Origin of the sequence: Paracoccus sp. ME4, assembly GCF_046736325.1 — a bacterium.
In the GTDB taxonomy this organism is placed as follows: Bacteria; Pseudomonadota; Alphaproteobacteria; order Rhodobacterales; family Rhodobacteraceae; genus Paracoccus.
In genome coordinates, this window is sequence record NZ_CP151276.1 from 1,640,195 (window position 1) to 1,659,539 (window position 19,345).

At 68.2% G+C, this 19,345-nt stretch carries 11 protein-coding genes and 1 tRNA gene; 2 read left to right on the forward strand and 10 right to left on the reverse strand.

Annotation, left to right across the window (positions count from 1 at the left end; genetic code table 11):
* Positions 1-36: 36 nt before the first annotated feature.
* A complete protein-coding gene (locus AACG61_RS08385) occupies positions 37-1,134 on the forward strand; it encodes an AI-2E family transporter (protein ID WP_411836688.1) in 1,098 nt (365 codons plus the stop codon).
* Between the two features lie 16 nt (positions 1,135-1,150).
* Here AACG61_RS08385 and AACG61_RS08390 read toward each other — a convergent pair whose 3' ends face one another.
* From AACG61_RS08390 to AACG61_RS08405, 4 genes are all read right to left on the reverse strand, one after another.
* Positions 1,151-3,553: a DUF3772 domain-containing protein gene (locus AACG61_RS08390; protein ID WP_411836689.1), complete on the reverse strand. Its 2,403-nt coding sequence runs from the start codon at positions 3,551-3,553 to the stop codon at positions 1,151-1,153.
* An 8-nt stretch (positions 3,554-3,561) separates the two neighbouring features.
* A complete protein-coding gene (locus AACG61_RS08395; protein WP_411836690.1) occupies positions 3,562-4,593 on the reverse strand; it encodes a cysteine synthase A in 1,032 nt (343 codons plus the stop codon).
* An 88-nt stretch (positions 4,594-4,681) separates the two neighbouring features.
* Complete coding sequence (locus AACG61_RS08400) at positions 4,682-5,749, reverse strand: NUDIX domain-containing protein (RefSeq protein WP_411836691.1); 1,068 nt, start codon at positions 5,747-5,749, stop codon at positions 4,682-4,684.
* Positions 5,746-6,603, reverse strand: coding sequence for a hypothetical protein (locus AACG61_RS08405; protein WP_411836692.1), 858 nt, complete (start codon positions 6,601-6,603; stop codon positions 5,746-5,748). Before AACG61_RS08405 ends, AACG61_RS08400 begins: the two co-directional genes overlap by 4 nt.
* A gap of 112 nt (positions 6,604-6,715) precedes the next feature.
* Between AACG61_RS08405 and AACG61_RS08410 the strand changes: the two genes are divergently transcribed.
* Positions 6,716-6,805: transfer RNA gene (locus tag AACG61_RS08410), tRNA-Ser, on the forward strand.
* A 205-nt stretch (positions 6,806-7,010) separates the two neighbouring features.
* Here AACG61_RS08410 and AACG61_RS08415 read toward each other — a convergent pair.
* The 6 genes from AACG61_RS08415 to AACG61_RS08440 form a co-directional block, all read right to left on the reverse strand.
* On the reverse strand, positions 7,011-7,388 hold the full coding sequence (locus AACG61_RS08415) for a hypothetical protein (RefSeq protein ID WP_411836693.1): 378 nt from the start codon (positions 7,386-7,388) through the stop codon (positions 7,011-7,013).
* Positions 7,385-12,340, reverse strand: a complete 4,956-nt coding sequence (locus AACG61_RS08420; RefSeq protein ID WP_411836694.1) for a cellulase family glycosylhydrolase — start codon at positions 12,338-12,340, stop codon at positions 7,385-7,387. Before AACG61_RS08420 ends, AACG61_RS08415 begins: the two co-directional genes overlap by 4 nt.
* A complete protein-coding gene (locus AACG61_RS08425) occupies positions 12,340-15,000 on the reverse strand; it encodes a hypothetical protein (RefSeq protein WP_411836695.1) in 2,661 nt (886 codons plus the stop codon). Before AACG61_RS08425 ends, AACG61_RS08420 begins: the two co-directional genes overlap by 1 nt.
* Positions 15,001-15,079: 79 nt before the next feature.
* Positions 15,080-18,394, reverse strand: coding sequence for a host specificity factor TipJ family phage tail protein (locus tag AACG61_RS08430; RefSeq protein ID WP_411836696.1), 3,315 nt, complete (start codon positions 18,392-18,394; stop codon positions 15,080-15,082).
* Positions 18,391-18,846 carry a C40 family peptidase gene (locus tag AACG61_RS08435; protein ID WP_411836697.1) on the reverse strand — a complete coding sequence of 152 codons (456 nt, stop codon included), beginning with the start codon at positions 18,844-18,846 and terminating at the stop codon, positions 18,391-18,393. The genes AACG61_RS08430 and AACG61_RS08435 overlap by 4 nt, the downstream gene beginning before the upstream one ends.
* Positions 18,843-19,340: a hypothetical protein gene (locus AACG61_RS08440; protein WP_411836698.1), complete on the reverse strand. Its 498-nt coding sequence runs from the start codon at positions 19,338-19,340 to the stop codon at positions 18,843-18,845. The genes AACG61_RS08435 and AACG61_RS08440 overlap by 4 nt, the downstream gene beginning before the upstream one ends.
* Positions 19,341-19,345 lie beyond the last annotated feature (5 nt).

Below are 19,345 nucleotides of genomic sequence, written 5' to 3' on the forward strand. Positions count from 1 at the left end.
GGGTCGGGCGTTTTTCCAGCTGCCGGGGGGTGACGGATGGACGGTTCCAACGAATCGCTGCTGAGAGAGCGGCTGCAGACCGGGTTCCTGGGGCTGATCGCCTTCTCGCTGCTGCTGTTCATGCTGGTCCAGGCCAAGTTCATCCTGATCTCGCTGGCCATCGCGATCATCCTGTTCTCGCTGACCTCGGATGCGATCCACGCGATCTCGACGCGGCTCAGGGTGCCGAACTGGCTGGCCACGACGCTGGCGCTGATCGGCATCGCGCTTGGGCTGCTGTGGATCTCGACCACCATCGTGGCGCAGGTGAACGAGGTCGTGTTCCTGGCCATCTCCTATGCCGAACGCGCGCAGGCCGCCCTGCCCGCCCTGGCCGAACGCCTTGGCCCCGAGGCGCAGGAGCGGATCATCACCGCCGTCACCAACTTCAACATCACCGGCTGGATCCGGTCGCTGGCCGGCCAGGCCTCGGGGCTGCTGTCGGGCAGCGTGCTGGTGATCCTGTTCGTGGGCTTCATGTTCGCCGAACAGGTCTGGTTCCCCCTGAAGATCGAACGCCTGGCGCAGAGCCCCGAGAAGGCGCGCCAGATCCGCCGCATCATCGCCTCCATCATGCACCGGGTGAACCGCTATCTGGTGGTCAAGACCGCGGTCAGCGCGGTGACGGCGGCCATCGTCTGGGTGATCTTCCGCGCGATGGGCTTGGAGCTGGCGACGGCGGTTGCGCTGCTGACCTTCATTTTGAACTTCATCCCGTCGGTCGGGTCGATAGTGGCAACGGTGATCGCGGTGATGCTGGCCTTCGTGCTGACGGGCGACACCACCGTGACGCTGATCGTCGGCGCGCTGTGCACGCTGACGCAGTTCGTGATCGGCAACGTGCTGGACCCGATGCTGCTGGGTCAGACGCTGCGCCTGTCCAGCTTCGGAATCATCCTGTCGCTGGCCTTCTGGGGGGCGATCTGGGGTGTGCCGGGCATGTTCCTGGCGGTGCCGATCATGGTCGCGCTGATGATCATCTGCGCCCATATCCCTTGGCTGCGCAGCGTCGCCGTGCTGCTGTCGCGCGAGGGGCTGCCCGATGCGGGCGATGTGGAACCCGCCCCTGCCCGGCCCGCGACGACCGCAGGCTGAGCAGGAACGCGCGCGGTCAAGCGCCTGGCGGCTGGTCGTCGGGATCCAGATACAACGCCTCGGCCTTGGCCGGATCGGCGGCATCGCCGATCTGCTCCGGCTCCGGCCGCGGCGGCCAGGTATCGCGGACGGTGAAGGGCATGCGGATGTCCTCCTGCGTGAAGCGCTCGACGATCTGGTGATAGATCTCGGACGTCACGCCCAGGCCGCGGCCGATATCGGACAGGAAGGCGCGGATCTCGAAGTTCATCGTGTCCACGGTGATGCTGCGGAACAGCACGACCGGGGCCGGGTCGATGGTGACCAGCGGCTGATCCTCAATGATCTCGGTCAGGATGCGCTGGACCTTGCGGGTGTCGGTGCCCGCGGACACGCCGATCGGGATGATGATGCGGCCGACCTTGTTCTGCCGCGTCCAGTTGGTCACCGGCTGGCTGATCAGGTCGCTATTCGGGACGATCACCTCGGTCTTGTCAAAAGTCTCGACCGAGGTCGCACGCACCGAGATGCGCTTGACGATGCCCTGCTGACCGCCGGCATCGACCCAATCCCCGACGCTGACCGGACGCTCGATCAGCAGGATGATGCCGCTGACGAAGTTCGACACGATGTTCTGGAGGCCGAAACCGATGCCGACCGACAGCGCACCCGCGACGATGGCAAAGGACGACAGGTCGATCCCCGCAGACGTAATCGCCAGAAGCGCCGCGAGGAAAATGCCGACATAGCCCAAGCCCGACACGGCCGCGTTCTGCCCGCCCGCATCCAGCCGCGTCTTGGGCAGGATCGAGGTGCGCAGCATCCCCTGCACGCCGCGGGTCAGCGCATAGCCGATGGCGAAGATGATCAGGAAGGTCAGCACCGCGCCGGGCGACAGGGTGACGCCGCCCACGCTGAAGCCCTGCCGGAAGCGGACCCAGTATTCGGCCAGCTCCGATGCGGTCGCGCCCCAGATCATCATGAAGACCGGGATCGATGCCAGCACCAGCGCAAAGCCGGTCAGAAGCGGAGCCAGACCCTCGCGCGCGCCCTCGGCGCCGCGCTGGAGCATGTTGAACAGGTCGGCGATGAAGTCCTGAAGCAGGATCAGCAGGCCCACCAGCGCCAGCGAGAAGAGCCACGGCCAGACCAGCATGTTCCCGAGGTTCACATAGCCCGCCGCCGTCAGCAGCACCGCGATGGGCGCGATGATGCGGGTCAGCCGCCCGGCCCAAGCCGCGATCCAGTGGCGATAGGACAGGTCCTGCGTCACGGAATCCCGCGTCAGACGGCGCAGGATGTTGCCAAGCCGGAACATCGCCAGCGCGGCCATGGTGATCAGCACCAGGTGCCAGACCCCGGCCGAGGCGTCGGTGAACTGCACGGGCACGCGGCCGACCTGCGCCTCGCCGCGTTCGTAAAGGCCCGAAAGCGGCAACACGGCGCGCGTCAGGATGTGATGCACCGCCATCAGCAGCGCCAGCACCTGCACCATCCGCCCGGCCGAGACGCGGCGGCTCTCGCTCATCTGCAGCGAGGTATAGGCGATGGCCTGACGCGGGAACAGCGCGCGCGCCATCCAGATGCCGCCGAACAGGATCACCGCCGCTGTGGGCAGCGCATTGAGGAAGGGCGTGGTCCACGGGCCCGGCAGGCCGGTCGCCTGGATCGCGCTGATGCCCAGATAGACGCCCGCCATGGGGATAGCGATCTGGCCGAGCGACACGACGAAGGCCAGCACCGCACGGGAATATTCGGAGGCCCGAGACGACAGCCGCGTGGGAAGGTTGGTGATCCAGGCCCGACCCCAGGTCAGGATCAGCAGCGCCGCAACCAGATAGGCCGCGACCTGCGGCAGACGCGGGCGCAGCTCGGCCCAGGTCTGCGGCGAGGCGTTCTGGCCGGTCACCTCCTCGGCGACGCCGCCCAGCAGGGTCAGCCCGTCGCCTGCCGCCGCCCCCCAGGACCCCGGCAGCACCGGGGACGGGGTCTGCTTGGTCAGCTCGACCGCCTGACGCTGCCGGATGATCTCGTCGATCTGGCCGATGATCGAGTTCGCGCGGCTGGTGGCCTCGGTCGCGGCAAGGCGCGGGGCCTGCGCGGTGGAGAGCTGCTGGCTCAGTTCCGCCCGTCTGGCGGCCAGCTCCTCATCCTCTGTGGCGCCTTCGGCGGGTGCGGGGCCCAAGGCGGCGATCTGGTTCTCCAGCGTGGTGATCCGGTCGCCGTTCACGCCCTGCCCGGCCTGCAGCCGGTCGCGCCAGTCGACGATCCGCGCGCGGGTGCGCGCCAGCGCGTCGTTGGTGGCCTGGGGATCGGCGCTCAACGCCTCGGCCCGTTCGGCCACCTGCTCCCAGGTCTGATAGTCGATGTTCTGGGCCATCACGGGCGCTGCGGTCAGGGCCAGCAGCGCCACGAGTATCGTCGCAATCAGATGTCGCATGAAACCTTTCAGTCTTCGTAAACCTGCGGCAGGTCCGGTGCCGGGCGCGTCAGCCAGTCGGGAACCGGCAGCCCCTTGGCGCGGAGGAAGTCGGGGTTGAACAGCTTCGTCTGATAGCGGGTTCCGTAATCACACAGGATGGTGACGATGGTATGACCCGGCCCCATCTCACGCGCCATGCGGATCGCGCCCGCGATGTTGATGCCCGACGATCCGCCCAGGCACAGCCCCTCGTCGCGCAGCAGGTCGAAGACGATGGGCAGGGCCTCCTCGTCGGGGATGCGCCAGCTGAAATCGGGGGTGAAGCCCTCCAGGTTCGCAGTGATGCGCCCCTGCCCGATGCCCTCGGTGATCGACGATCCGGGACTGTCGAACTCGCCGGTGGTGTAGAAGGAATGCAGCGCCGCGCCTTCGGGATCGGCCAGACCGATCCTGACGCCTTTGGGCTGCAACGCATCGGCGACCCCGGCCAGCGTGCCGCCCGACCCCACCGCGCAGATGAAGCCGTCGACCTTGCCGCCGGTCTGCTCCCAGATCTCGGGGCCGGTGGTCTCGACATGGGCCTGACGGTTGGCGGTGTTGTCGAACTGGTTGGCCCAGATCGCGCCGTTCGGCTCGGTCCGCGCCAAGGCCTCGGCCAGACGGCCGGAATAGCGGACATAGTTGTTGGGATTCTTGTAGGGCGCGGCCGGAACCTCGACCAGGGTCGCGCCGGCCAGGCGCAGCATGTCCTTCTTTTCCTGGCTCTGCGTCTCTGGGATGACGATCACCGACTTGAACCCCATCGATGCGCCGACCAGCGCCAGGCCGATGCCCGTATTGCCCGCCGTGCCCTCGACGATGGTGCCGCCGGGGCGCAGAGCGCCGCGCGCGACGGCGTCCTTGATGATGTAGAGGGCTGCGCGGTCCTTCACGGACTGGCCGGGGTTCATGAACTCGGCCTTGCCGAGAATCTCGCAGCCTGTCTCGTCGCTGGCGCGGTTCAGGCGGATCAGGGGCGTATTGCCGATCGCGTCGGCCAGATCAGAACAGATTCGCATGGCGATCGACCTTTTTTCCCAGTTTGTTCAACGTCCGGCCTTCCTACACGTCCGCGGCTTGCCGGGGCAAGCCCGCCCTCCCAACGGGTCAGCCGCGCGCGGGTTCCCCCCGCAGCCGGTCGGCCCGCGCGTCCAGCCACAGCGACAGCATGGCCAGCGGGCCGTTGGTGATCCGGCCTGCGTCGACCATGGCCGACAGGTCCGACCGCGCCATCAGATGGCCGCGGATGTCCTCGGCCTCGCCGTCCAGGCCGTGAATTCCCGCGCGCCCGTCGGGCAGATCGGCGATGCCCACATACTGATACAGGAACTCGCAGACCGCGCCGGGGCTGGGATAGGCGTGAAAGGCCGGGATCAGCCGGTCGATCGTCAGGTCGGCCTCCTCGCGCGCCTCGCGCAGTATGGCGGCCTCGGGCGTCTCGCCGGCATCGACGCGCCCCGCGATCGGCTCCAGAAGCCAGGGCTGCGGATCGCCGCGCAGCGCCGGGGCCAGGCGGAACTGCTCGATCACCAGGACGCGGTCGCGGACCGGGTCCCATGGCAGCAGCACCGCCGCGTCGCCCATCAGGAAGGCCTCGCGCGTCATCGGCCCGCTCTGGCCGCCCTGGTGCAGCGCATGGGTCAGCTCCAGGCGTTCGACCGCGAAATACCCCGCGAAGGGCTGATCGCGGCGCAGCGTCCGGACCGCCCCGGCGTCGCGCAGCGGAACGACCCCCTGCCCCGACGCAGGCATCGCGCGCGCCCGCAGCCGGCTCGCCGCCCAGATGCCGATCATCGGCAGCCGTCGGGCCAGCAGGTCCGCCTCAATGTCCGGCGCGGCGTCCAGAATTTCCGCCGCGATCTGCGCCGCCAGCGCCGGTTGCGCGGTCGCGTCCTCCCCGCCGATCCCGTGCAGGCCGACCCCCAGCAGCGACACCCCGTTCCACGCGACAGGTTCCAGCCCCATCACGTCGGCATAGCGCCTCAGCGCGGGCGTCATCGCCGTCGCGATGCCCGCGATCTGCCCCGCCCCATCCCGAAGGATCGGCCAGCCGTCACGGTCCAGCCCGGCGCGCGCGCCGCCCGACAGACGGCCCGCCACCGTGACGGCCGTCCCGGTGACATCCAAGGCCGCCAGCATCCCGGGATCGGTCAGCACCCCCACCAGAACGATCACAGTGCCTGCCCCGTGCCGCGCAGGGCGGCGGCGACACCCATGTCGTAGGAGGTCTGCACGAAGACCCGGTCGAACCCGGCAAAGAGCAGTTCGGACAGCGCCCGGCCCTCGGGCGACAGGGCGTGGTCGCGATAGGCGGCAAGCTCCGCGTCCGTCAGCGGCGCATAGGCCATCAGCAGGAACGCCTCCAGCCAAGCCGTCGCGTCCGCCTCGATCTGCGCACGCTGCACCCAGGCATCGCGGCCCATCTGCTGCGGGTCCGGCGCCATGTCATAGCCGCCGCCATCGGCATAGCCGCGGCTGAAGGCCAAGGCCGCGTTGAGGCCACCCGCCACATTAGGTGCGACCAGATCCGCCTCCTGGATCAGCGCGCGGATGCGCTGCGCCCGCGGATCCCCTGCCGCGACGGCCTCGGCGAAGGCCGCCCGCGCCGCATCGTCGATGCCCGGCTCGGCCAGCGCCCGGCGGGCCGAGACCTCCAGATCGACGATCCGCCGCCCCAGCTCCGATTCGTGAAACCGCAGGGCCCGGTCGATCAGCTGCGGATCGGCCCGACCCGTTCCCTGCGCGACGCCGTCGCGAAACAGCCGCCCCATCCGGTCGGGGTCGTGGATGGTGGCCACCACATCGCCCCATGGCCGCCCCGCCCCGGCGATCAGCCCCTCCCCCTCCAGTCGCGCGGCCTCGTCCACGGCCTCGTCGCGAAGCACGGGCATCAGATCCGCCAGAGCCAGGGCGCGCCACAGCCGCTCCTGCCCGTCCTGCGACAGCTGGATCGTGATGACCGGGGCGGCCGGGGTCATCGCAGGCGCCGGCGCGACCAGCGCGACCAGCAGTCCCAAGGCCGTCAGCATGTCACGACCCTTTCGCGCGGGAAATTTCGAAGCCATGACGATTTTTTCGTCGAAACCCCCTTGCGCTTCAACCCCCGTCCCCGTAATTCCGCCACACCACACCAGAAAGCGCGGAGAGGTGCCGGAGTGGTCGAACGGGGCGGTCTCGAAAACCGTTGAGCCTGCAAGGGTTCCGTGGGTTCGAATCCCACCCTCTCCGCCACTTCCCTTTTTCCAAGCTGCTGATTTTTGGGCGTTTTTTGCGTTCTTTCGGCCGCGGGGTAGCGACCGGGGTAGCATCGTCTCGTCTTGGTGTGATTGGATCTGCCCCGTCTCAATGTAGCGGGCCACAAATTCTTGCAGGGCGTGACAGAAATATTTGCAGCAAGTCGGTTTTGACGAACTGCGCTTCAAAGGGCCTTTCAAGCCTAGCGTTCCGCCCCGTCGCCTCTGCGCTTCGGCGCGAGCCTTCCTGACACCACCAGCAGGACCATCAGCGGAATGATCGCCGGCAGCTTGCGCGCCCAGAGGCAGGCCGCGATCAGGGCGCCGCATCCCACGGCCATAAGATCGATGGCGCTGTCGACGAAGGAGGAACCGGACCAGATGATCTGGGCCAGCTCCCAAGAGGCGTAGATGGCGCAGGCCAGACCGGCGGCACGCCAGGGCCGATCGGCCAGACGCCGGAGCAGGGCCGCGGCGATCAGGACGCCGACCATGCCATGGGCCATGGCTGCAGCCATGCGTTCGTAGGGACCTTCCGGGGTGCCCGGCGTCACGAACATCTCGATGATCAGATCCATCATGGCAGGGTGATCCCGTGCTTGGAGGCGGCATAGGCGCTCGCGTCGGCCAAGGCCTGCGCGGCGTTCGGATGGGCTCGCACGACGCCGAAGATGTCGCCGATCCTGCCGTTGAAGCTGACGAATGAGTCGGTGCCCTGGCCCAGGTTCTGCAGCCGGAAGTCTGGGAAGGCGTGGGTGAAGGCGCGGCGCTGGACGCCGTTCTCGAACAGCGCACCAGCCGTCGCGTCCATCCGCATGCGATAGAGTGATTTCGCCGTGCCGTAGACGAAGCGAGGCGACAGGGTGACGGTCGTGGTGGTGGTGCCGACATAGCGCCGCACGCCCAGCACGGTGCCGGTGGCGTTGGTGTCGAAGCGGATGTCCGACCGCGGGTCGTCGCCAGCCTTGCCGAACAGGCGCATGTTGTGGGTCCAGTCGGTCTGCATGATCCAGCAGAAATCGACACCCACAATGTCGGCGGGGTTCGCCAGCTGCGCGAACGGGCCGCCCGTCCCCTGGAACTGCAGCGCGCCGCCGACGATAGCGAGCGAGCCGCCGACGATCGAGGCATTGAAGGCCGCGCCCGCCGCGCCGATGTTCTGCAGCGCCGTGACGCGGCCGTCCACGTCCAGGGTCGCATCCTCGGTCGAGAGGAAAATCTGGATCGCCCCGCTGTCGAAGTGCTGTTTCAGCGGATGCACGGCCTCGCCGGTCGCGGCCTCGGCCGGGCCGACGCCGGCCGGGTTCTCGGCCGTGCCGCTCCAGGACAGCGCACCGCCCCGCGGCGGAGTGTATGTGAACGGCGCGCCCGTGGTGCGCGACGCGACGACCTCGCCATCGAACAGCAGTTGCCCGGCCCGCGTGATCGGCAGCGACCCGGCATAGGTCGCGGGCGTGATCGTCCGCTCGACGCCCCAGGGCGCGATGGCAGGCTCGATGCTGGCCTCGGCGGTCTTGGTCAGCGCCACGAAGCCCGCGAAGGCGCCGTCCGTGTGCGGGCCGCTGGAGAAGCCCTCTCCGGTCACGGGATGGGCGTTGCTGCCGGTGTCCGACAGCAGCAGGTCGCCGTCCTCGGTCGGCGTGAACTGCCCGCCCACCACATCGTCCAGCACATCGACGCCGTTGAAGGTCAGCGCGCGGGTCGAGGTGATCGTGCCGTCGCCTGCGTAGACCGCCCAGGTGACGGTGATCGGCTGCCCGACCTCGACCTGCTCCGGCGACAGCGACGGCGCGGTGACGAGGGTGACGCCCGCGAAGGGCGCCAGAACCTGCGCGGTGGCGGTGCTGACCGGCGCGCTGCCGTAGGGGTTGGTCGCGCCTTCGATCAGCTCCAGATCGCCCGCGGCGGTGCTGGTGTAGACGCCATCGACCACCTCGGCCGTCACGTCCACGCCGTCCAGCGTCAGGCTCCATTCAGCGTCGATCGGCGCGCTTCCGGCATAGGTGGACAGCGTGATGGTGAACGCCGTTCCCACGTCGCCGGTCAGCGGCTCGATCTGCCCGAAGGTCAGGCGCGAGGGCGGCGCGGGCGGAGCGACCGGGAACTGCGCGCGCAGGAACTGATAGGCCACATTGCGCGCGGCCAGCTCGTCGGGATGCCCGACGAGGATGCCGAGCACGTCCCCGAAGCGTCCTTGGAAGTTGCCCAGGCCCTCGGCCATGATCCCGCTGCCGATCTGAAGGATGGGGAAGGTCGGCACGGGCGTGTCGCGCAGGTATTCGGACGCCACGACATCGTTCACATAGAGGCGGATCAGGTCGGGCGACATCACCAGCTCGAAGATCGCGATGTCGGTCGGCAGGTCGAAGTCGGGCAGGATCGCAGCCGAACCGGCTTCTTCATCAGGTTCCACCTTCTGGACGATGGCCGTGCATCTCCCTCCTGCAGAGGCGAACGCGATGGTGGTCACAAGGTCCACGAACGGCTCACCGTCCAGACCGAAGATCTGCGTGAAGTCGAACGGTATCGTCGTGGGGTCCATGGCCCAGATCAGCCGCGCGCCGACCAGATCTGCCACGCTGGCGCTGGTGATCCGGCTGGACCCGTCCCCCGGCAGCAGGACGCCGTTGCCTGCGACCGTCAGTGCGGTGCCGGTCACGGTCGCGTCGAAGGCCGTGCCGGCCGCGCCCGCGTTCGAGATGCCCGTCACCTTGCCATCGCCGTCCAGCTGGAAGCCGGCTGCGGTGTGGTGGATCAGGATCGCGCCCGAGGCGTAATAGTCGCTCAGGTCGTCCGTGACCTCGAACGCCGTCACGGCCGCCGTGTGCGGCCCGCTCTGGCTGGCCGCGCCCGTGAACGGGTTGGTGTTGCGGGCGATCTCGCTCAGCGTCAGCGTGCCGGCCGAGGATGGCGTGAACTGCCCATCGACCAGATCGCCCATCACGTTCGCGCCGTTGAACGTCAGCGTGCGGATCGTGGTGATCGGCCCGTCCCCGGCATAGCTGCCCCAGATGACGGTGATCGGCTGGCCGACCTCGACCTCGGCGGGCGACAGCGACGGCTCCTCGACCAGCTCGACCGGCACGAAGGCCGGCAGCACATTGCCGGTCACGGTATGGAGCGGCGTCTGACCGAAAGGATTGGTCGCGTCCTCGATCAGATGCAGCACGCCCAATCCCGACGGCGTGATTGTTCCGTCGACGACCTGATCCGTGACCTCCTCCCCATCGAACATCAGCACCCAGTTGCGGGTGATCGGTTCGGTGCCCCCGAAGGTGGACAGGCGGATGGCGAAGGTGGTTCCGACCGGGCCGCTGGCCGGGATGATCGCGCCCGGCACGCCGATCGACGGCGGGCGGTTGATGATCAGCTCCTCGCCGCCGAATCCGAGGATGGTGCCGTCGCGCAGCCGCGCGGCCAGGGGCCGACCGGCACGGTCCATGGCCATCAGCGGGCGGCCTTCGCGGTCGAACATCCAGGCGCCGTCTCCGCCCGCCGCGGGCGGGATGATCGGGATCGGGTTCGTGAACTCGGCCTCGGTGTAATCCAGCGGCTCGACCCAGCCCGGCGCATACCAGCCGTCCGTCAGATCGAGGTTCCAGGTATGCAGCCGCGACGCCAGCGCGCCCGCGTCCAGCATCAGCACCTCGCCCCCGCCGGGCAGCGCGAGGAGGATGTCGCGGTTCTTGATCTGGGCGTTGTTCTCGACCACCCGCATCGCGGCGCGCATCTGCTGGACGCTCTGAAAAGCGCCCTTGAACGACAGCCGGTCACCCCGATCCGGGTTGAAGCCGTAGATGTGCGTGACCGCGCCCGGGTCGCAGATCACGCGGTTGTCCCAGCCATAGGGCAGGCCGATGGTCGCGTGCGGCCGGGCCTTGGAATAGCCGTTGAAGGGCGGGGGCGCAGGCAGGCGGGGGCTGGCCGTGTAGATGATGGCCGGACCGCCCTGCGACATGACGACATGGCTGCCGTTCCCGAGGCGCACGACCCCGCCGCCGCGGCCGAGGTGGAAGTGGTTGCGCTGGTAGAAATCGACCATCTGGTGGTGGATCACGGTCTTCCCGTCGCCGCCCAGCACCTGCAGCATCACGGCGCCGTTCAGATCGGCGCAGGAATGATAGGTCGTGCCGGTGCCGCCATAGCTCAGATACCAGCCGGCAAGGCTCTCCGCGACCTGCGCGCCGGGCAGCGGCGGCTGGACGAGGTTCAGCAGATGCCAGCCGTCGATCTCGAACTGAGACGGGTCCATGCTGTTGAACGGGCGCAGCTCGTGCCGCTCCCAGCCCTTCACGCCGCTCTGCGCGCCGTCGAACCACTCCGGGTGGTTGTCCAGCGACCAGTGCTGGATCGCCTCGGCCGTCGAGAAGCGACGCGCCATCACGGGCAGGTTCGTGTCCAGCGCGATCCGGGTGGCCGATGCCTGCGCCCAGTTGGCGGCAGGCCACCAGGAGACGCCCCATTTGCGCTTGCTGGGCCAGCCCGCGACCTTGTCCGTCAGCCAGTTCAGGTGCCGCGACCGGAAGTAGTGGCGATAGTCGTTGCCCTCGCGCGCAGGATCGTGGCAGCGCCCGAAGATGTTGGTCTCGGTCACGCAGACCGGATCGCCGCCCAGCACGCCCCACCGGACGCTCAGCGCACGGTCATGGCCCGCCTGCGTCGCGGTGCGCGTGTCGAAGCCGGTGTAGAAGTGGATCGACCAGATCAGCCGGTCCATGCCCACGGCTTGCCGGATGCCGTCGAGGCCGCTGATCCCGCCCCGGTCGGGCAGCCGGGTCGAGGCCAGCGTGTTCGCATCGCCGTTGTAGGCCCAGGTCGGCGCCAGGATGAACTTGCCCGGATCGTTCGCGCGGATGACCTGCGCGATGCCCTCGATATGGTCCACGAAGCGGCCGACGAAGTAGGCGGTGCGGCCCGGATAGAGGCCGTTGCCGTGGAAGTAGGCGGCAGGCTCGTTCATGATCTCGTAGCCGATGGTCTGCGACCAGAGCCACGGGCGATCCGCCAGCCACTCGAACAGCATGTTCCAGGTCTCGACCTGGCGCTGGCCCAGATAGATCGAGGCCTGGTGCCATTGCTCGAAGTTCTCGACGGCCGGATAGCTGTCGGGCCACTGCGCGCGGCGGCGCGGGTCCTGCAGCACCTGCGTCGGGCCGTCGTGGAAATCCCAGCAGATCCAGAAGTCGGACTTGTCCGCAGCGCATTCCGCATAGAACTCCTCCATCTGCGGGTGCATCTGCAGCTTCCCGGCCTCGTCGCGCGTCCAGTAGTGCTTGTTGAACGGCGCGCGGATCGTGCGCAGCTTCGGAAACGAGTTGCGCAGGCCCTGGCAGAACAACGCCGGGCTGCGGCTCATGCCCCAGTAGATCTGCTGCATCTCGCCGTGCCAGAGGTTCTCCAGCTTCTCGCCGGCCGCGATGCGGGCCTGCTGTTCCTCGTTCGGCTGGCCCCAGATCTGCGGGCCGATCATCTGCAGCGGGCGACCCGCGACATAGAGCAGCGACTGCGCATTCAGGTTGGTCGGTGCGGGCATCAGGCGTGCCCCATCTGGATGATGGCCATGCGCGTCGCGGCAGGCGTGCCGCCATTGCTGACGAAGGCGAACAGCTCCGGCGCGCCACCCGTCAGGTTCGCGGCCGCGTCACCGGTCAGGTCGAAGCTGATGACGACCGTCCCGCCGACCAGGACCTCGACGATGCTGCCGCCGCCCGCGCGGCGGATCTCGGCGTCGATCGGGAAGCCCCAGCTCTGCGAGAAGCTGGCCAGCGTGCGCCGCGTGACGCCGTTGTTCTCGATGTAGTGCAGGGTCACGCCCGAGCGGCGGAAATGGGCGCGGATCCCGTTCACCCCGTTGCAGTTGATGCCGAGCGCGATGCCGTCGAGCTGGGCCGGGTGTGCGACCGCATCGAGGCTCTGGATACGCGCCCTGATGAACTGGCCAGTCGTGAAGTAGTCCCTGTAGAGCGCGCGCACGGCCTCGTTGTTGTGCGACAGGTCGACCTCGCCTCCCACCAGGCGAAACCCCTTCGTGTCGATGTTCAGGCCGGTCAGGCTCTGCCATTTGGAGGGCCGGACCTTCATCAGCAGGCCGGTTCCGCTCAGATCGGCGGTGATGTCGCTGGCCGTCACCGCGACGCCCCGATCGATGTCGCCGTCACCAGCGTCCACGAAGTTGCGATGCCGGATCGTGGCGGTGTCGAGGCCGGGGGCCAGACCATCGATCAGGTAGGTTCCGGGCGCGGCGGCAGGCAAGCCGATCCACGGGCCTTCTTCGCCGCCCACGCGCCTGTCGATGCCGGTGATCGGCGGCGTCTCGTCCGGCACGCTGCGGATGATGACGGCCAGCGACTGGCCGTTGCGGGCGTCGTAGACGTCCCAGGATGCGGACAGCGGCACATCGGGGGCATCAGGCACCGGCATCTGCACCCAGGTGTCGTTCTTGCCCATGAAGGCCTGCGGGCTGTCCCAGCAGCGCCAGTAGAGGGGAACGCTCATCGAGATGAAGGGCGGACGCACAGGCAGATCCGGGCCGACCTGGTTCAGCACGCCGCCGCCCAGCAGGGCCTGAGCCTGCAAATCCGAGACCTTGACCGCCTCGGCCGCCAGATCGCTCTGGTTGGCCTTCAGGTTGACGGTCGCCTCCAGCGCGGCCACGCGGCTCTCCCGCGCGATCTCCAGCCAGGTGCCCCAGACCCCCGCCTTGCGCAGGCGCTCGAAGCGACGGCCGGATGCGTCCAGCCAGACATGGCGCAGCCCGTCCACGACCTGCTCGACCTGCACATCCCCGGTATGGGGCGAGGTCAGCGCGGCCGGGGCATTGCCGACGGCGATGTCGGCGAAGCTGTAGCTGCCCGGCACCTGCGTCCAGCTGGTGCTGTTCCGCTCGCCCGAGGTGCTGGCAGACGTGATCGTCACCAGCTTGCGGGAAACGGACGCCAGCCCACCTTCCAGCTCCTCGCCCTGGACGTCGCCCGAAAGGACGCGCAGTTCGTTGCCGATGCGCTTCAGCGTGTAGGGGCTTCCGGGGATGATCTTTCCGGCGGGCCACGGGTTGCCGTTTCGCCTGCGCAGGCCGCGCCCGTTCACCGTGGGGTTCTGGCCCGGGTTCGTGGCCGGAAAGCTGACGCTGACCTCGCCGTTCAGCGGGATGTCGGTCATGGCGACCGAGGCGAAGATGGCCTCGATGTCGGCAGTATAGGCATTGCCGGTCAGGCTGACGTTGACCAGGGTGATCGCGCCCTGGCGCAGCGCGGCGCGCTGGAAGCCGTCCGCGTCGGCGCGGGCCGATGCCTCCAGGGCCGTTGCCGTTGCGGCCTCGTTGCGCGCCCCGTTCAGCTGATCGGAGGTGACCGAGGCGAAGGCTCGCCAGTCGGCATTGACCCGGCGAAATTGCATGGGCACACCCGGCCGCAGGAAGTTCGCGGGTGCCGCTGCCCCGAGTTCGGTCTTGATCGTGCGGGCGATGTCCGTTCCGATCCTGAGGGTCGGACCGGCCGTCGTGTTGGCAAGGACCGGCACCACCTCGATCGTCGTTTCCGTGTCGATGACGATACCGGCGTTGATCGCCGCCACCGGCAGCTCGGCCGTGATGGCATTGGCCGTCCCGCCGATGTTGCGCAGGTTGAAAACACCTGCGTTCTGCAGCACGTTGCGCACGTCCGACAGCTGGAACGCGCGGCCCCACCAGGCGCCTGTCGCATCCTGCTGGTGCGATGCCGTGACGGGATCGGGCGGGATGGTCAGCGCCTGCCATATCGCCACATTGGTGGAGGATCGGAAGATCACCGTGCCGGTGCCGGTCGGGAAGGTCGTGCCGGAGAAGTCGCTGTTGGCCGTGCTGGCGACGCGGCGGGTGCGCAGTTCGGCCGTCAGCTCTGCGAGTTGGGATGCCTCGATCGCGCCCGTGGGCAGATCCCCGATCCTCGACCAGCTGCCGCCGCCATTGCCGCCCGACTTCTTGTAGACCCCATTGAATGCGGCCGTGCCATCCGCACGCACATACCCGATGGCGCCTGCCGGCCAGCCCAAATCCCCGTAGAGCTGCGCACGCGTCGAGTAGCTCGGCCCCATCAGCGCCGCGATCAGCGCGACCAGGCGGTCGATCGGGATACGTCGGGTGTTGCCGCCCGCATTGCCCAGCAGATCGTCGATGATCGTGGCCACGGGAAGATTATTCGTGCCAACTCCGGCCATCTGCGTCTCTCCTTGCTGCAGGCGAGGAGAGCGTTACGCGCGCGCGCGACCCGGTGGCGGGGGGATGCGGTCTGATAAATCAGATCACGTCGATGACAAACGGGCCTGCCACTGGGCCGGGAACGCCATCGCGATTCTGCGGCTCGACCCAGAGATAGTGCAACCCGGCGTCAAGGGTCGCCGCGGTCTCCAGATAGCAGGCGATCTCGGAGACCGCGCCGTCGAACAGGCTGCCTGCAAACAGCTGGAAACTGGTATTGCCCTCGACCGCCTGCAGGCGCGCACTCTGGCGACCATTGGAGTTGAGGACCGGCCCCGTGACCAGGGTGCCGCCAGAAAGGCGCGGGCTGAGGTTGCCATCGCTGCGATCGGCAACGCGAAGACCGACCCGATACCAGCGCCCTGAGATAGTCGTCACCGGCTGCGACGCCACGCCCGTGCTGCCCGCGGTGTGGAACAGGGTATCGCCACTGCGCGTCCAACCGCTGTCCAGTGTCCACGTGCCGGTCAGAAGGCTCTGGCGGCTGGTGTCGCCCACCGGGATCGACACGGTCTGCAGCGGCTGGACGGTGACCGGCGTGCCGACCCGGTGAAGATTGCGGTCCAAGACCGGGGTCGGCGACCGATAGAGCTGCAGACGCTCAGTTGCAGGGTCAGACCCGGTCGCAACCTCGACAATGGCGCCTCCAAGCCGGGTCGATATCCTGGTCGCCTCCGGATCGAGGGCCACCGGGATTTGGGTTCCCCGCGCCCCGACGATCAGCGGGATCGTCGCGCCATAGGCGCCCGAGACGCCAGCGGACGATATGGCCCGGGCGCGCATCTGGATCGACGCCCCATTGGCATAGCCGGTGATGACGCCGCCCCCGTTGGCGGCCGGGATCTGGTCCACGGTCCAGGTGCCCGCGCCCTCGGGGCGATGCTCGATCGAGAAGGCCCCGGCGCTGACCGGGCTCGGGCCGGGCTCGATCAGATAGCTGACCGAGCCCGCGATGGTCGGCTCAGAGGTGATCGAGGTGAAGCGCGGCGCGGCCGGGGCCAGCAGGCTTTCGTTGACCTCGGCTCCCACGCGGCCCGACCAGGCCGGGATGGTGTCCTGCTCCAGCAGGCTGTCGATCTGGGGGGCGGCGTCCACCAGATGCAGGATTGAGGCCATGTCCTGGGCCGCCTCGACGCCTGTGACGACGCAGCTGAAGGTCTCAAGGCTTTCGCGCCCGAAATAAACCGGGTCGCCTGCCTGCGGCGCCGGTCCGGAACCATCGAGCAGCAGGACGTCGGTCTCGCCAGGTTCTGCCGCGACGGGCCTGACGACCGAGGTGCCGATGCTGTCCTCGGGGCCGGAAAAGACCCGGAACCGGATCGCGTGGCTGTCGCCCGGTGACAAGGTGACCGGATCCTCCAGATGGATCTGCGCGCCGGCCACGGCCCGGACACGTGTCGCGGTCTGGACCTTGTCCAGGATCCGATGACTGAGGGCCACGGTATCGCCGCGCGTTGCCACCCGAGCAGGCCCGTCCTGCGTCACCTGATGGCGGTCTGGACGATGGATGACCTCATACATGCGGCGTCGGGCTTCGCGCCAGACCTCGGCCGGATCAGTCTTGCCGGGCATTTCCAGCGCCTCGGTCTCGATGATCGGACCGCCATAGCCCGGCCAGCGGACCAGCCGTTCGGCGGGCTTCCAGTCGTTGGTTCGATCGAGGAACTTGACCCGAAAGGCATGGGGCGGGCGGACATAGGTGCGAGTGGTCGAGAAGGACCAGCTATTACGCGGGCCGACGTGATCGACCACCAGTTCCGCGGGCCGGTCGATCACGACGCCCCACTTGAGGCCGTCATGGCGGGGCGATGCGCGGCCGGCCACCGCGATCTCTGTCAGGATCTCGCGCATCGTGGTGCCGGCCTGGTCCAACACCCGGTCGTATTGCAGGCCCTTGATGCGGCAGAAATCGTGCCAGTCCTGCAGTTGGTCCAGATCCAGCTCGGCCATCGTGGCAGGGCGTGGGTTCGAGGGGCTTTGCAAGGCGTGACGGAAGAGCGCGGCAGGGTTCGACGTGGCCCGCTCGACCCACTGGCCGGAGGTGTGGTCGTAGTCCAGGCACAGCGCCTGCGCGATGGCGTTGAAGCTGTCCAGGTTGCCCGAGAGCTGATGGGTGGCCCGCGCCCGGATCGCGACCAGCGCCAGCGGGCGGCGATAGTTCAGAGGGTATTCCGGACGCCGGGTCTGCAGCGCCGCCCAGGTGGCACGGCGCTGGACCTTGCTGTCGGTGGTCTCGTCGGTCATCATCGTCAACCGGATCTGCCACCGCCCCCGCGTCGGGAAGGTCCAGCTGTGCTGGCGATAGAACATCTCCAGCTTCTTGGCACGGATTCCCAGCGTGGTGACCAGCTGCCATTCCTCAGCATCGATCCGCCGCTGCTCGACCTTTACGCTGACGCTCTCATGCCGCTGATCGCCTTCATCGTTGAAGCGGACAAGGCCCCCTGGGAACGACAGGATGATCGACGCGCCCTGAGCATCGCCGCCCGTCGTGCGCACCACAGGCTTCTCCTCACCGCCGCCGGGCGTGACTTCTCCGGCGCTGTCGCGCGGCAGAGGACGGACCAGCTCGACGCCTACGGCCTCCTCCAGGATCTGGCGGGTGATGATGGTCTGCGGCAGATCGGTGGCGCGGCCGTCACGGACTTCGACCTGGACGTCTTCATACTCGTCGATCGACGTCTCGCCGATGCGCAGGTCGCTGATCTGCAGCGGGCCTTCGCCCAAGCAGAAGACGGCACGGATGTATTGCTCGTCTCCCACGATCTCGGAATGACTGAAGCAGGCGAAAGGCGGTGCATAGCGATGCCGCCCCATCACCACCGGCACCGCTCCATCCGGGTCCAGGCGATTCTGCCAGCCGGCGATGGAATAGCGGGCCTGGACGTCGCGGCTTTCAGGCTTGACCGGCGGGATCAGCGCGGACAGCAGCAGGTTCCCGACCAAGGTTACGCCGGTCGAAAGCAGTGCGGTCCCGATAGCCACCCCGAACTTTCCCGACAGGCCCAGAGCCGCAGCGAATGGCGCCCCGAACATCGTGCCGATGGCGAAGGCGGCAACCGCGATGGCGATGGAGAGCACCGCCTTTACCGCGCCCTTGCCCGCGATCACACGGACCACGACCCGCACGCCCGGGCGCGGCCGGACGCGGCCCCAGAGCGCCTCGGGGATGACCTCGGCACCACGATCAGTCACCAGCATGACCCGGCAGTTGCGCCGCTCGGTAGAGGCAATGGCTGGCAGGGTGCTGTCGAGAATCTCGGCGATCGACATGCCCGCGCTGCATTGCATCTCGATCCGCCCCGCGCCGGGGTCGAAATGCGGGGCGGCCAGAACGGGGATGTCGGGGGTCATGGGCGGACCTCGGTGATGATCTGGACCGGTATTGTGGCTGCTTGAACGGGGCTTGAACGGTGGCGCCAATGGCCCTGCAAACGATGCGCCCAGGGGCCGCTGCGATAGTCGGCCAGCTTGGCGCAATCCTCCTCCTGCATGTGGATCATCAAGCCGTGGCGGATGACGATGCCGACATGGCTGGACAGCCGGCCGCGCCGGAAGACCGCGATGTCGAAAGCAAGCGCCGTCCCGGAAACTGGCACCCAAAGAGGGGATGCCTCCTCTCCGGCGATGAGTGCCGCGATCTCGGCATGCTCCTCGGCCGAGCTGTAGCTGCCCAGATAATCCGGCAGGCTGATGCCCAGCTCCTCGCGATAGATGATGCAGGCCAGGCCGTAGCAGTCGCAGCCCGCGCGGCTGCGGCCGAACTCCTCGTAGGGGATGCCGACGAAGCGGTTAGACCAGCTCACAGGTGCAGCCCCGGAAAGCGGTCGCGACTCATGCGCCCGGCCGGGAAGAACTCGTTCTCGATCTCCTCGCGGCTGATGGTCAGGATGATCTCGCCCGCATCTGCATCGACGGTCGTGATCAGCAGGTTCGACCATTCAGCCTCGACGACATCGGGGGTCGAGGCCAGCACCACCGCCATGCGGATCGTGGGCGGGCTGGTGATGCTGCGCACGGTCTCGATGATGGCGTGATCCAGCGCCTCGATGGCGATCTGCGCGGTGGCCGGGGCATCCTCCAGATCGCTTGGCAGGATCGCGTCTGCGATGGCCCACAGATAGGGCTCCAGCAGCGGGTTCGCGCCCGCCCAGGCAGAGCGCGTGCCATAGATGACCGGCTCTTCCGCCACGCGCTCGGTCGGGTCGGTCGACAGGCGGATCGGCGCAGCCAGGCTGGCATGGTCGATGCGGAACAGGGCAACATAGACCTCGTCGGTGGTCAGATCTTCCTGTGCCATCCGCG

Excerpts from the sequence above, each read along its gene's own strand:
- AACG61_RS08385 (WP_411836688.1), top strand. The coding sequence starts at position 37 with ATGGACGGTTCCAACGAATCGCTGCTGAGAGAGCGGCTGCAGACCGGG.
- AACG61_RS08395 (WP_411836690.1), bottom strand. The coding sequence starts at position 4,593 with ATGCGAATCTGTTCTGATCTGGCCGACGCGATCGGCAATACGCCCCTG.
- AACG61_RS08440 (WP_411836698.1), bottom strand. The coding sequence starts at position 19,340 with ATGGCACAGGAAGATCTGACCACCGACGAGGTCTATGTTGCCCTGTTC.
- AACG61_RS08390 (WP_411836689.1), bottom strand. The coding sequence starts at position 3,553 with ATGCGACATCTGATTGCGACGATACTCGTGGCGCTGCTGGCCCTGACC.
- AACG61_RS08415 (WP_411836693.1), bottom strand. The coding sequence starts at position 7,388 with ATGATGGATCTGATCATCGAGATGTTCGTGACGCCGGGCACCCCGGAA.
- AACG61_RS08430 (WP_411836696.1), bottom strand. The coding sequence starts at position 18,394 with ATGACCCCCGACATCCCCGTTCTGGCCGCCCCGCATTTCGACCCCGGC.
- AACG61_RS08420 (WP_411836694.1), bottom strand. The coding sequence starts at position 12,340 with ATGCCCGCACCGACCAACCTGAATGCGCAGTCGCTGCTCTATGTCGCG.
- AACG61_RS08405 (WP_411836692.1), bottom strand. The coding sequence starts at position 6,603 with ATGCTGACGGCCTTGGGACTGCTGGTCGCGCTGGTCGCGCCGGCGCCT.
- AACG61_RS08425 (WP_411836695.1), bottom strand. The coding sequence starts at position 15,000 with ATGGCCGGAGTTGGCACGAATAATCTTCCCGTGGCCACGATCATCGAC.